At 44.9% G+C, this 14894-nt stretch carries 7 protein-coding genes; 5 read left to right on the forward strand and 2 right to left on the reverse strand.

The genetic code is table 11. The features are described from left to right. Positions 1 to 286 precede the first annotated feature (286 nt). The 4 genes from ACFPFU_RS02830 to ACFPFU_RS02845 all read left to right on the forward strand — a co-directional run bounded on the left by ACFPFU_RS02830 (position 287) and on the right by ACFPFU_RS02845 (position 2946). On the forward strand, positions 287 to 649 hold the full coding sequence (locus ACFPFU_RS02830) for a YciI family protein (RefSeq protein WP_377061286.1): 363 nt from the start codon (positions 287 to 289) through the stop codon (positions 647 to 649). A 74-nt stretch (positions 650 to 723) separates the two neighbouring features. Then, positions 724 to 1962: an RNA polymerase sigma factor gene (locus ACFPFU_RS02835; RefSeq protein WP_377061288.1), complete on the forward strand. Its 1239-nt coding sequence runs from the start codon at positions 724 to 726 to the stop codon at positions 1960 to 1962. Between the two features lie 139 nt (positions 1963 to 2101). Beyond that, positions 2102 to 2650, forward strand: a complete 549-nt coding sequence (locus tag ACFPFU_RS02840; RefSeq protein ID WP_377061290.1) for a TetR/AcrR family transcriptional regulator — start codon at positions 2102 to 2104, stop codon at positions 2648 to 2650. 11 nt (positions 2651 to 2661) lie between these two features. Then, on the forward strand, positions 2662 to 2946 hold the full coding sequence (locus tag ACFPFU_RS02845) for a hypothetical protein (protein WP_377061292.1): 285 nt from the start codon (positions 2662 to 2664) through the stop codon (positions 2944 to 2946). A gap of 142 nt (positions 2947 to 3088) precedes the next feature. Here the strand turns inward: ACFPFU_RS02845 and ACFPFU_RS02850 are convergent, their stop codons facing one another. Together ACFPFU_RS02850 and ACFPFU_RS02855 are read right to left on the reverse strand one after the other, a co-directional pair. Next, positions 3089 to 4099, reverse strand: coding sequence for a hypothetical protein (locus ACFPFU_RS02850; RefSeq protein ID WP_377061294.1), 1011 nt, complete (start codon positions 4097 to 4099; stop codon positions 3089 to 3091). 56 nt (positions 4100 to 4155) lie between these two features. Continuing rightward, positions 4156 to 13728, reverse strand: a complete 9573-nt coding sequence (locus ACFPFU_RS02855) for a non-ribosomal peptide synthetase (RefSeq protein WP_377061296.1) — start codon at positions 13726 to 13728, stop codon at positions 4156 to 4158. Positions 13729 to 14053: 325 nt separating this feature from the next. Here ACFPFU_RS02855 and ACFPFU_RS02860 point away from each other — a divergent pair, with 325 nt between their 5' ends. Continuing rightward, positions 14054 to 14878 carry an ion transporter gene (locus ACFPFU_RS02860; protein ID WP_377061297.1) on the forward strand — a complete coding sequence of 275 codons (825 nt, stop codon included), beginning with the start codon at positions 14054 to 14056 and terminating at the stop codon, positions 14876 to 14878. The last annotated feature ends 16 nt before the right edge of the window (positions 14879 to 14894 follow it).

A 14894-nucleotide genomic window follows, 5' to 3' on the forward strand; every position in this document is an offset into this window, starting at 1 on the left:
TCTAAAGTTAAACCCATGCAATATACGTTTTTTAGCCTTTAAGATACAAAAATAATTATATAAAATCGTTATGTAATCTTTTATTTATTGAATATCAAGACACTCCATGAATCGCTTTTTTGGGAGAACTTTTTTATCGATCATACCGCTCAAAAGACACCGATATAAGGAATTAGTTTCAATTTTTTCTAGTAAAGTCTGTCCAATTGCTCTATGCTCATTTGTCATCCCTATAGATATTTTAATTAATTTGCTGAAAGGCAATCCAATTTAAAAAGTTAATGATATGAATGAATTCATGTTGATTTTCCGGCATCAGGATGGCAAAGCCGTCGCTTCTCCGGAACAGATCCAGGTATGGATGAAACAGACAATGGACTGGATTGACACCATAGCTGCCCAAGGGAAGTTTGTTGAAGGCAACGGTCTTCCTTTTGAAGATGCCCATGTGGTAATGGCCACAAAAGATGACAAGGTGGTTACCAATGGCCCTTTTGGTGACATCAAGGAAACGCTGGGAGGATATATTATCGTCAAAGCCGATTCTGTAGAAGAGGCAGTGGCATTTGCCAAAGGTTCTCCCGTATTGCAAGGGGAAGGTAACAGCGTGGAAGTAAGAAAAATCGCCAGAGGGGGCGATGACCATTAGGTAGGGAACCGCCGGGATGCAGCTCAATGCATCCCGGTCTCCTTTAACTCTATAGAAACCAATTGGAGTTTTAGATGAAGCATACGGACCTTTTGCCCCATTTATTCAGGACAGAATACCGAAAAATCGCTTCTGTCCTCTGCAAAAATTTTGGTATTGACCATATAGAAGCTGCAGAGGATATAGCGAGTGAAACATTTTTAGCTGCTTATGAAAACTGGACTTATAAAGGAATACCTGATTATCCCACGGCATGGTTGTATGCAGTGGCCAAAAACAAGGCAAAAAATTACCTGAACCGGGAGAAGTTGTTTTCGGAGAAGATAAAGGCGCATGTTCTTGCCAATGGCGCTGATAGGGTAAAAGAAGACGTGGAATGGTCAGCGGAAAACATCACTGACAGCCAGTTGCAGATGTTATTTGCGATCTGCCGGCCCTCCATTCCGGTGGATGCTCAAATTGGTCTCGCCCTGCGCATCCTTTGTGGTTTTGGAATAGAAGAGATTGCCAATGCGTTCCTTACCAACAAGGAAACAATCAATAAACGGTTATTCAGAGCCAAACAGAAACTCCGACAGGAAAATGTGAAAATAAGGTTTCCGGACGCTGATGAGGTGGATAAAAGGCTGGACACGGTAATGACCACGCTTTATCTGTTATTTAATGAAGGCTATTATTCCGAAAGCAACGATGAAGTGCTTAGAGAAGAGCTTTGCTTGGAGGCCATGCGGCTTGTACTCATGTTAATAGAAAACCACAAGACCAACCGCCCTTTTATCAACGCCCTTATGGCCCTGATGTGTTTCCATGCTTCACGTTTTCCGGCCAGAAAGAACCAAATGGGAGAACTGATCCTTTATGACAATCAGGACGTCTCCTTGTGGAACCAGGAGCTGATTGCTAAGGGCGTTTACTATCTCCACCTGGCATCCGTGGGAAATTCCCTCTCCAGGTACCATCTGGAGGCTGGAATTGCCTATTGGCATACTCAGAAACCTGATTCTGCTGTGAAATGGAAAAATATTCTCAAATTATACGATCATCTGTTGGAAATTGCGGATATGCCTATCGCAGCACTCAACAGAATTTTAGCGCTTTCGAAAGTCAGCGGAAAGGAAGCAGCTATTGTGCAAGCAGAATCCCTCAAGTTAGAAGCCAATCCTTATTACCACAGGTTACTGGGCGAGCTTTATATCGACGTGGATCTGAAAAAGGCCAGGTCCAATCTGGAAAAAGCCCTGGATTATGCCCGCACGGCTAAAGACAAGCAAATCATTGCGCAAAGAATTTTGAGCGTAGAAAAAGAAGGCTAAGAGTAGTTTCCCGGGTTTTTACTCAGAAATTTTTTTCACCAATTATGGAATGATCATTCCATAATTTATTTTATTTGATTGATTACAAATTACTTCTGTTCATTATGGCAAGACCCGTTGAATTTGACAAAAGGAAATATTGGATAAAACCATGAACCTCTTTTGGAGCAAGGGCTATTTTGACACCTCTGCCCAGGATATTGTGGACACTATTGAACTGAGCAGATCCAGTATTTACAATACTTTCAAGGACAAGAAGACGCTTTTTATCGCATCGCTGCGACATTATATCGATAAGGAGTCAAAAGGTCTTCTCGAGATTTTATCGGCCAGTAAACCCCACCCTTCCAGTATCCGAAGGCTTATGGAATTGGTGGTGGAGTCATCTCTTAACAAATCATGTCCAAAAGGCTGTTTTTTGGTGAACACCGTAACCCAATTAGCGGCTACTGATATCGAAATCAACCAGATTGTCACCGCAAACATTGATGAAGTGGCCACGGCTTTTCAGGATTTTATTGAAAAAGCACAGCGACAGGGCAGTATAAGCCTGCACAAAAACGCCCGCGGGCTTGCCATAATTCTTTTTCACCAGATGACGGCTATCCGGGTAACCAGTAAGGTGATTTCTGATAAATTTTTTTTCACGCAAAACATTGATACCATGATGGAATTGTTTAACTCATAATTTCTATAAAAATGGCAACCAAAGGACAAACTATCACAAACACCAAAACAGGGGAAAAAATCACCTGGATGGAAACCGCGAAAGATACCGATGGAAAAAGATTGGTATTCGATTTTGAAGTAAAACCAAAGGGAAAACTTCCCGTTGTGCATTTTCATCCTTATCAGCAGGATACTTTTACCATAAAAGGGGGCATTTTTGCCATTAAGTTAAAGAAAATACTATCCGAAGTACAGCGAGCACGTAAATTTCTCCATAAAGGATTCTTTGACTTCTTTTGGATAATGAAGGGCTAGATGAGCTGTTTGGAAATTTAGGAAACGGGAAGTTGACGTTGTTCGGGATTCCGGTGTAAAATACCGAAAGGGATTCCGGTGTATAAAAAATCCCTCAAGAGGAAATTTCTCTCAAGGGATTTGTAGTACAAATAAAATAAGCTTATTTGGTCAGCACCTCTTTCATGGCATCTATAAACGAGGGTTCGGGCACGTCTTCTTGAAGCACCAGCATGACAAAATGCTCGGCCAGAATTTCTTCGGGATGCAAGGTGTATGTGGTATTGTTACCGATCTTTTGCTTGAGGTCAGAAGCTGCCGCGAAATTTCTCAGGACCGGCATATTATTCACTAAGATAGCCTTTTTGTTTTCATTGCCCCCCTCTACATACATTAGCCTTTGCTTCATGTAGGTGAAGAAGGATCCACCGTCCCATTCCTCTTCGGAGATCAGGATGAATACTACTTCTTCATCTTGATTATCAATTTTGACGGTGATGGTATGCTCAAGGAACGGAGCGTCAGGGTTGGTAATGATCATGTCCCGTATGGCTGGGGGATATTCGATCCGGTTGCTTTCGTGGAAATTAATGGTGGCGAAAAGGTCATTCCTTCTCTCAGGCTTGTGCCGGGTAAGTATATGGAACAGCTCATGAATCAGGTAATTTTCCGAAACAAGTCCCCTGACAACCATGTAGTTTTCACGCGTATAACTGATTGCCCCCCCTTCTTCGTTCATGCTGGATTTGATCAAAAGAATTTCCTCTGGAAACTCCAGCTTTAGACCCAGGTTTTCGATCTTGGTTTTCACACCCAGAATTCTTTCTCGCAAGGCGTTTTTTTCTTCTTCGTTCCATTCCAGAGCCTGCTGTGAGGCAAATTCCAGGTAATCTTCTTCTTTCGAACTTTCCTTATTTTTTGTCCGGGATTCCAGGTCAAATTTACTGAGCGACTTGGTGTAGGTATCTGAAGTACCAAGCCTTTCTGAAGCCTCGTCCTTGGGCGCAAAAACAATAGTGGTGCCTTCAATAAAAGGAACCTCAATGTCAGGATCCCGGTTACTGGGATTTTCACCGTTCGGCTCTTCATTGATCGGAGCTGTGCCTGGCCCGTCATCAACAGAACATGCAGCAAAAAAGGCCACCATCAAAATAAACAAAAGGGATTTTTTCATATGTTCAATCTATTAAAATTGTTGCAATATACATTTTAAACACAATAAAATACAAATTATTGGTTTTTAATTACTTTCTGCAAGGTTTGGGCAAACTGCTTCGCATGTTGAGGAGACAGCATATCAATGTGCTCTCCTTCTACTTCCCATACGTGTACTTTGTCCACATAAGGCGTCCATCCCATGTACGCAGGATCCGGTAAATAGCTTGTTTGTATACGGGCTTTAAGCAGGTGTACCGTCACATTCCGACGTGTGATGATATACTCCTTACATGCGTCTTTATACACAGACTCCACTTTTTTAAATGTCTTTATCATATCGGTTTCCCCGGTTTCAACCTTTATGCGAAGGAGCTTTTTGATCCGGTTTACCTTTCTTCGGAACGAACCTTTTTTTACCCTTTTAAAGATGTGGGGGTGACGTGTCCATAAAGAGATATCAAATATCCGTTTTCCGATCTCATGCCTGATAAGGTTGAACATTCTGATCTCCCAGCGTTCTCTGTGATCGCTTTGGTAGGCATAAGCGTCAAAAAGGATCAGGTCTTCTACTTTTTTTCCCAAACCTTCCAATTGCTTTGCCATTTCGTAGACTATGATTCCTCCTAGCGAATATCCGGCCAATATGTATGGACCGTCAGGATTTTGTTTCAAAAGTTCTTCCACGTATTGGGAAGCAATAGCTTCAACAGTCGTTGACGGTTTTTCTATACCATCAAGGCCCTTCGCCTGTATCCCATAAACGGGTTGTTCTTCATCCATGTGTTTGGCCACCGTATAAAAGGGAAGTATGTTAAGACCTCCTCCATGTACAATGTAAAGCGGGGTGTTTTTGCCGGTGGTTTTTATAGGCACCAGCGCATTCCATTCCTTTACTCCAAATTGTCCCGTTTTTAAGGCACAGGCCAGCTTTTGCACCGTCGGATATTTGAATAAGATCGACAACGGTAGTTTTACCCTATATATCTGCTCCAAACGGGCCATTACCTGGACAGCAACGAGGGAATGGCCACCTATCTCAAAGAAGTTGTCCGTGATATCCACCCGATCAATGCCGAGGGCCTCCTCCCAGACCCCGGCCACCAGCTTTTCTTCAGGTGTTTTGGGCTTTAGGATAACCTTTTTGTGCAATGGGGTCGACGGAGGTTTGGGCAGGGCCTTTCTGTTAATCTTTCCGTTGTCAGAAAGCGGAAAACTTTCCATTACAATGAATTCCGATGGAACCATATAATCTGGAAGAAAAAGGCTTAAGTCCCGCTTCCAACGTTTTTTCTGCGCGAGACTTTCTGCCTGCTTTTTCCCCGCTCCAGCGGGGTTATTTTGTTTCGGAGATAATATCAGGTAAGCAAGCAATACCGGGTTTTCTTTGTTGGTTTCCTGAAAGTCCACCACTGCATCTTCGATTCCATCAAGCTGACCCAATGCAAACTCTATTTCACCCAATTCTACCCGGTGTCCTCTGATTTTTATCTGATGATCAATCCTTCCGGAAACCACTATTTCCCCGTTGGGCAAATAGTGGCCTATGTCGCCGGTGCGATACAGCCTGGAACTGTCGGCATTTTCCAAAAAATTGTCAAGGAATTTTTCAGCACTCAGTTCGGGTTGGTTGAGATAGCCCCGGGCAACCCCACTACCCGCAATACAAATTTCCCCTTTTTCCCCATCCCGTACAGGCTTGAGGTTTTCGTCCAAAATGTAAACCTGGGTGTTTCTTACAGGCTTACCCACCGTAATGAATTCCGAAGGCTCCACGATCTGCTTGATCGTGGAATAAACCGTGGTTTCCGTAGGACCGTAGATGTTCCACAGCTCCCTGCATAGTGGCAGCAGCCTCTCTGCCAGCTGAGGCGTGAGCGCTTCACCTCCGCTGATGATACGAAAGTTCCCATAGCGTTGGCTCCAGCCTGCAGCAAGCATCATCTTCCAATGGGAGGGTGTGGCAAACATCAAAGTAATGTTTTCCTTTGGGATGATGTCCAATATTAGGCCAGGATCCCTTCTTTGCATTTTGTCCAATAAAATGCAGGTTGTCCCGTATGCGTAGGGAAGAAGGGTCTCCAAGATGGCAATATCAAATGAAATGGAGCTTACTGCCAATATTCTGTCGGATTCAGAAATTCCCGGCTGATCCTGGACGGTCCGCAGAAAATTGTACAGATTGCAGTGCTCCAGCACTACCCCTTTGGGTCGTCCCGTAGACCCGGAAGTATAAATGACATAGGCCGCATCATGAGGAGCAGTGTGCACCGTGGGGTTTTCCTCAGAGTAGCCGTCTTTTTCTTTTACGAAACTTTCCCAGATGACCGCCTGAGCATGGGTGTCAAAACTGCTCTTATAAATGGAATGGGTGATGTACACCTTACAGGCATCATCCAACATGTAAGTGATTCGGGAAACCGGATAATCCGTATCCACGGGCAGGTATGCCGCACCGGCCTTTAGAACAGCCAGTACGGAAACTACCATTTCCAGCGACCTGTCCAGGACTATACCTACGATCTCCCCTTGCTTTACCCCTTTTTCAATCAGGTAATGCGCCAACTGGTTGGCATTGGCGTTCAGTTCTTGGTAGGTAAGTTCCTTTTCACCAAAAATTAGGGCCGTTTTATTACCCAATCTGGATACATTATCTTCGATCATCTGGTGAATCGGCACCCACTCAGACAATGAAGCTTCCTCACGCTTTGTGATCTGTTTGTCTTCTTTTGGAAGCGGTAGGCTATCGTGAAAAAGGGTTTTAGGAACCAGATGGGGTTCACCCGTTACTGCGTTGAGCAGGGTGAGATAGTCGGTGATCAGCCGGTCAATGGTTTCTTCCCTGAAGAGGTCGGTCGCATATTCTATCGTACCTTGAATGCCGTCACTGCTTTCGTTCAGTAAAAAAGTCAGGTCAAACTTGGAGGTGTTCTGCTTAAAGGATTCCTGACTGATTTTCAGGGTGCCAGAAACCTCAGGTATCAGATCCTGTTCATGTTGCATCACAAACATGACCTGAAAGAGAGGGTTGCTGCCAAGCTCCCGCTGAGAACCGGTGGCGGCTACTATTTTTTCGAAGGGCACTTCCTGATAGTCAAATGCCTCCAGGCAGTTATTTTTTACTTCCTCCAATATCTGGACAAAAGACTCCCGTGTACCGATGGTAGACCTAATGGGTAGCGGGTTGATAAAATAGCCAATAAGCGGCTCTGTTTCCAAATGATGCCTGCCGGCCAAAGCAGTTCCAATACAGATGTCTTCCTGTCCGCTGTACCGCTGAAACAGGATTTTCGATACGGCGAGCAGCACCATGAACGAAGAAGCACCATATTTCCTGCCTAACTGATTTACGGTGGAACTCAGGTCCTGACCGATTGAAAAATCGACAGACAATCCCCTGGAGGTCCTTTCCTGTGGTCTGGGAAAATCCACCGGCAAACGCAATGGCTGGATTCCGCTGAGTTTTTCTTTCCAAAAGTCAAGCTTCTCCTGTAGATAAGCCTCATCTCTAAATTGTCTTTGCCAGAGTGCATAATCTGCATACTGGATTTTCAGTGTGGGCAGATCGGGTGTTTTGTGCCGGGTAAATGCTTCATACAGGGTAAACAATTCCTTGACCAATATAGGTACTGACCACCCATCAAACGAAATATGATGCACCACCAAAATCAATAGTCTGGTAGAAGAATCAATAGCAATAAGTTTTGCCCGAAGCATGTAATCCTCTTCCAGGTTAAAGGGGCTGTAAAGGAAATGACGGATGATTTCCTCTTCATTTAAAGGCTCCGGTAAATCCGGCATATGCTCCATGTACCAGTTTTCCGGGCTTTTTACCATCTGCCAAAGTTTTCCGTCGGTTTCCTTGATTACGGTCCTTAGGATTTCATGCCTTTTTAATATGGACTTCAGCGCATCTTCCAAAGCTGTACTTTCCAAGTGCCCTCTGAACTTCAATATAATAGGAATATGGTATTGGGTGGAGCCCTGAAGTCTATCAATCAGCCAAAGACTTTCCTGGCCGTAGGATAAAGGAAGGTGCTCTGGTCTGGGAACAACCTTTTGAATGGGTTGCAGAGGATTTTTTTCATCCAGTTTGGGCTGTATATAGCTCGCTAGGTCAGCCAGGACAGGATTTAAAAACAGGTCCCGTATGCCGATGGCAATATGATAATGATTTTTGATAGCGGCAATCAACCGGGTACCTAATAAGGAATGACCGCCAAGCTCAAAAAAATTATCATATACCCCGATGGGTCCAACTTGGAGAAGTGTTTCCCAGATTTTTGCAAGCGTTGTTTCAACTGGGGTCTTGGGGGCAATATAACCCACGTTCTCATGGGTATCATCCTCTGAAAATGCCAAACTGGCCAAAGCCTGTCTGTCAGTTTTCCCGTTTGGCGTCAGCGGCATCTTGTCCAAACTTACCCAATGGTTAGGGACCATATAGGCAGGTAATTTGGACTTAAGTTCTGTGATGACACGTTGTTTACCTGAAGAGGACGCCGTAACAAGGTAAGTCACCAGCTGTTTTTCGCCCTCTCTATCAGTTTTGGCCAGCACCACCGCATGTTCCACGCCGGCGCATTGTTGCAAGGCAAACTCGATTTCTCCCAATTCAATACGATAGCCCCGTATTTTTATCTGGGCATCTTTTCTGCCTATGAATTCTATGTTGCCGTTGGGAAGCCATCTGCCGATGTCTCCGGTTTTATATATCTTTTTACCCGGCAAAAACGGATCAGGAATGAATTTCTCCTCTGTCAATTCCCTCCTGTTCCAATAACCTCTAGCCAGTCCTTGACCGCCCAGGCAGATTTCTCCCGGCACGCCGATGGGGCAAGGTGCCTGCAAGGAGCTCAGGATGTAAATATATGTTCCTTTAATGGGCTTGCCAATCCACGTTTGCTTATCCTCGTCCAGTTGATAACAGGTACTATAAGTGGTATCTTCTGTGGGGCCGTAAAGGTTCCTTACTTCTATTTCCGTGTTGTCGGTACCCAAAAAGTCGACAACCTGTGATGGAATAGGTTCCCCGGCCATATTCAAAAGCCGCACGCGGGAGAAATCCGCATGCTCATGTATAAGACCTTGAACTACACTGGGGACGCAGTTTAAAAACACCCGGTTATCCTTGGATAGGTTTTCATTGATGTACAAACCGCTTTCAATTATCCTGATTGGCTTGCCAATACTTAACGGGAAGAAAATCTCAAACACAGACAGGTCAAAACAGATGGAGGTGGTGGCGTAAAGAACATCAAAGCTATTGGAAGAAAATTCTTCCTGGCACCAGTCAATGAACCCAGTCAGATTCCCGTGTTCGAGCATTACCCCTTTGGGTTTTCCCGTGGAACCGGAGGTATAGATGATGTAGGCGAGCTGCCTGGCCGAAGGATAGATTTTGGGAGAAGAGACATCCTTGGAGCCGCCGTTTGAAGAAACCTCTATGATTTCCATACCCGTTTTTTCCAACAACTTCTTTCTGGAAGCAGGGGTGGTTACTGCCCATTTTGCCTCCGTGTCTTCTTGTATAAAACGGATTCTTTCTTCCGGATATAGAGGATCTATAGGAACATAAGCTCCCCCGGCTTTCAAAATACCCAACATGCCCACCACCATTTCAAGTGACCGTTCCGCGCACAACAGGACCAGGGATTCTCTTTTTACGCCTTTGCTCACCAGCAAATGGGCGAGCGCATTGGCTTGCTGGTCCAGCTCATGGTAGGTCAGCGTTTTGTGTCCGAAGACCAAAGCAGTGCTTTGCGGATTTTTTTCAGCCTGGATTTCAAATTTTTCTATAATGGAGGAGTCGTCCGCGATAAAATACTCCATTTGGGGCATTAAAAATTTCTTTTCCTCAGGACCCAAAAAATCCAACAAGCCTGTTTTTTTATCGGGTTCTCGAAGGATGGCATCCAGCAATCTTCTGTAATGATCTACCATCCTTTCAATGGTAGCGTTCCGGAAAAGTGCTGTACTGTATTCTACAGCACCTTTTATACCCTCTTCGGTTTCTTCCAGCGTAAAAGTGATTTCAAATTTTGAAGTTCCCGGATCTATCTCAAGCTGGGCGGTTTTGACACCTGTCAGTTCCAACGGCCCGGATGGCGGCATATTTTGCCAAACAAACATGATTTGGAAAAGCGGGTTGTTTTGTAAGCTTCTTTCTTTTGAAACCTCCCGCACTACAGCTTCAAAGGGCACGTCACTGTGTTCATAAGCAGCCAGTGTGGACTGTTTTACCTGCGCCAAAACCTTTTTGAAGGAAGCCTGAGGATCTATTTCATTCCGAAGGGCCAAAGGGTTGATAAAATAGCCTATCAAGCTTTCTGCTTCCGCCAGCTGCCTGCCGGCAACCGCAGTGCCCACACAAATGTCCTCTTCTGAAGTGTAGCGATGGAGCAGTAAATTAAAGGCAGTAAGCAGGGTCATAAAAAGAGTGGCCCCCTCGCCGCTGCCAAGTTGGGTCAAAGCTTCCCTTACTTCTTTTTCTATCACAAAGCGGACCACTGCCCCATCTTGGCTTAGAGCGGGTTGGCGGGGATAATCTGTGGGCAGCTGAAGAGGCTTGACACCGGTTAATTTATTTTTCCAATAACTGATCTTACCTTCAATGGATTTATTTTTAACCCATTCCCGCTGATACAAAGCAAAATCCGCATATTGGAAAGGGAGAGCCTCGGGTTTCCGGCCATCTTTGCCGATATGAAAATGATAAAGGGATGCCAGTTCTCCAAGAAATACGGCCAGCGACCAGGCATCGAAAGCGATATGATGGGCCGTCAAAACCAATACTTGTCTTTCCTCACTGTATCTGACCAGGCGTCCCCTAAGCATGTAATCGGCTTTCAGGTCAAAGGGCTTTTGGAAAAGCGGCTTCACATCTTCGTGGAGGGTATTTTCGGAAAGATCATAAGTGCGCTTATCAAGAACCGCCAGCGACCAGTCATCGGCGGGCAGGATAATTTGTTCTATCTCTCCCTGGTTTTCTGCAAAGACCGTGCGCAGGGGTTCATGTCTGCTCACTATTTCCCGAAGGCTGCATTCAAGGGCAGAGATGTTTATCTTCCCCTCTATTTTGTAGACAATAGGAAGATGATAAGCGATGCTGCCTTCCAACTGGTCCACAAACCACAGGCTTTTCTGGTTGAATGATGCAGGCACGCTTTGGGGCCGCATGGCTTTTGTCCACGGCGCAGCGCTGAACGCGCTTTCTTCAAGGCATTTTTTCAAACCCGCTATGGTGGGGAACTTGAATACCTCTTCTATTTTTACGGTTTTGCCGATTTCCCGCTGAAGAGCGGCCACCAAGCGCATGGCTGAGAGGGAATTGCCGCCCAGTTCAAAAAAATTATCATGGATACCTATGGTGTGGGTTTGCAACAGCCTTTTCCAAACAGAAAAAAGCACCTGCTCCGTTTCATCTGAGGGAACCGGAGAACGGTCTGTTGAGGTGAAAACCGTTTCGGAGGAGGGCAAAGCCTTTTTGTTGATTTTTCCGTTGGCGGTAAGCGGTATATGGTCCAGGGTCACCCAGAAACCGGGAACCATATACAGGGGCAGCTTTTTTCGAAGTGCGGCAACCATCGCGCTTTGCGCGTATCCGGCTTTGGGCACCACGTAAGCCACCAATGTTTTTTCTTCATTGTTTTGTGCTGCTGCCAGAACCACGGCGTTGTCCACGGAACTTTCCTGCAGAATGGCTGCTTCTATTTCGGCCAGTTCTATCCGGTATCCGTTGATTTTTACCTGATCGTCTGATCGGCCTTCAAAGACAATGTTGCCATCTTCCAGCCAATGGCAGATATCCCCGGTTCTGTACATTTTTGAATTTCCGGAAGCAGAGAAAGGGTCCGGAATGAATTTCTCCAAAGTCAGCGCCTCGTTATTCAGATAGCCGCGGCCTACACCGGCTCCGGCTATACATAATTCCCCCGAAACACCAATAGGGGCCAAGTCACCGGATTTATCAACGATGTAACATTGCACGTTGCGGATGGGCTTTCCAATGGTGATGGTTTGGTCTCTGGATTCGACTTTGGCCACTGTAGTCCAGACCGTAGTTTCTGTAGGCCCATATTCATTGTACAGGTCTATTTTCCTGCTTAAATCAAAATGCCTGTTTACCAAATCCCCTGTCAAACTTTCTCCCCCTAGAATCACCGTCGAAATAGTGGATTTTTCCAAAATACCTTCCTCCAGTAAAAACCTATAATAAGAAGGGACACATAGCAAGGTGTTTGACCTGGACAGCAATCCAGGCAAAAAGTGGATATCCTGAATATGTTCTTGCTTACTGATGACCAGGGAACCGCCCTTGGTAAGCGCCCAAAAAAGTGCTCCGATAGAAGCATCGAAAGAAAAAGAAGGAATAAGCAGGATCGAAGGGCTGCCGGGATAATAATGATGCCTGGCCAGGGTAGAAGACAGTAGCTGGGCATGTTCGATAAGTACCCCTTTGGGTTCGCCTGTTGATCCGGAAGTGAAGATCACATAGGCCAATCCGTTCGACATTATATCGGGGAGAAGCTGGTTATGGCCGTGATTTTGGTCCACCAGGGCGCGGTAACCGACTATTTCAAGGTCAATAGGAAAATCAATATCTGCAAGGCCCTCTCCATCGGTGATCACCACCTTGGCGTTGGTTTGTTTGATCACGGATCGTAACCTTTCAGCCGGTAGGGCAGGATCAATGGGCACATAGGCTGCACCTGCCTTTAATACGCCCAATAGACTCACAACCGATTCCATGGAGCGTCCCATGCATAGGGGGACCAGGGCCTCATTCCTGATCCCTTTTGCCAATAGCGCATAACCGACTTTGTCGGACAGTTCATCCAATTCCCTATAAGTCAACGAATTGGATTCATATTGGAGGGCCGTGGCATCGGGTTGCTGCTGTACCCGGGCTTTAAATAGGTCAAGTACCGTGGCGGTATTTTCCGGTCCAATTTTTTCAAGAGGGGCATTAAAGTCTTCAACAATGATTTTTTTCTCACGAAGCGGTAAAATACCAAGTTGGTCAATGGCTGTTTCAGGCTGCTGGTTTATGGATTCCATTAGTTGAAGGAATGTTTCGGGCATACTTGATATCCAGTGTTTTCTCTTTTTCTCTGCATTGAAAAAGAAAGCTGCATTCTGGTCCTTGGAATGGGGGCATGCTGTAAACAGAAGCCCAATATGGATATCATTCCCATCATCGGGTGATGCATTTTCCGCTGTTTCTTCAGCAACAGATACCGCCGTGAGTGTAAAAGAAGTGATGGATTTGGGGGAAATCGACCGGATTTTATTTAAAGAAATGGAGGTTTGTACCTGATTTAAAATTTGTAGAAAATTCTCCTCACCATTTAATTCCGGGTTGATAAGGAAAGAGGAGGAGGTGCTTTGCCCAGTTTCAGATTGCGTTTTCACATTTGCTTCAATACCCAGCCCTTTTTCATAGCCATACCTGAATAAAAGTATGCGGAAAACAGCGGCATAGACAAGCCATTCATCGGTCTCATTCCATAAAGCCAATGAACTGTCGTTTGGGTAAAAATTTTTATCCAGGGCAAAATATGAAGAAACCCAAGAGGGCATATCCGTATGGGGTGCCTCTAAATATTGATGTTCCGATAATGCATTAAGTCCGCCTCTATATTTCATCAATAAAGAATAATTTACCTTGGTCTATGGAATTTCAACTTCACCTATTGAAAGGGTTTGTTATGAAATTCAAAAATATGCATTTAAAATACAAATATAATCTAATAAATGATCCAAGTAAAATTTTTTAACAATAATAATGCTAAAAATGCCATGGCTGGCGAAAAAGTGAGGAATCCAAATTATCCTTTCGTCCATTGGGTTATCAGGAACCGGATATTTTGAGTTCCGCTTCGTTCAATAGGCATGAATTTTTTTGAGATCATTCTTGTCAGATTGTATATTACTGGTTGATTATTTAATTTTCCACCTTGATCCAAACACTATGCCTCTTTTACCTTCCAAGGCGAGACTTGCCCACGTTGTCTTTGAATCTGACGATAGAGCTTCAAAAACTTTTGACATTGTGCTTTTGGTTTTGATATTGGGGAGTGTTGCCGTTACCATTCTGGATTCTGTCAGAGAGATCAGAGCGACGTACGGAACGCTTTTCTGGTTTTTGGAATGGGGTGTTACCATTTTGTTTACAATAGAATACCTGATGCGCATCTGGCTAAGCCGGAATAAAAAAGGCTATGTATTCAGTTTTTACGGTCTGGTGGATTTGTTGGCGACGATACCGGCCTATCTAAGCCTTTTTATTGTAAATACGCAATATTTGATTGTGATCCGTTCCCTACGTTTACTGCGGGTCATCCGTATTCTTAAATTGGGCAGATATGTGAGCGAGGCGGATTTCCTTACCCAGGCTTTGTATGCCAGTAAGGCAAAGATCCAGCTTTTTGTTGGCTCCGTTTTGTCCATTGTGTTGATTATGGGGACGGTCATGTACATCGTGGAGGGTCCCGAGAGCGGATATACCAGCATTCCCATGGCTATGTATTGGGCCATAGTGACCCTTACTACCGTTGGATTCGGGGACATAACACCGCTTACCCCTTTCGGTAAATTTCTGGCTTCCGTCATCATGCTTTTGGGTTACGCCATCATTGCGGTGCCGACAGGTATCGTGACTTCTGAACTTACTGCTGCCAAATACAAGAACGTATCACCGATCAGAAAAACATGTCCGACCTGCGATTTGAAGGACCACGACCGGGATGCAGCGTATTGTAAATTTTGCGGGAGCGAATTGGAACGTATCCTGTAGCTTTTTGAGGCCAGAA

Origin of the sequence: Negadavirga shengliensis (assembly GCF_042652345.1) — a bacterium.
Lineage (GTDB): Bacteria > Bacteroidota > Bacteroidia > Cytophagales > Cyclobacteriaceae > Negadavirga > Negadavirga shengliensis.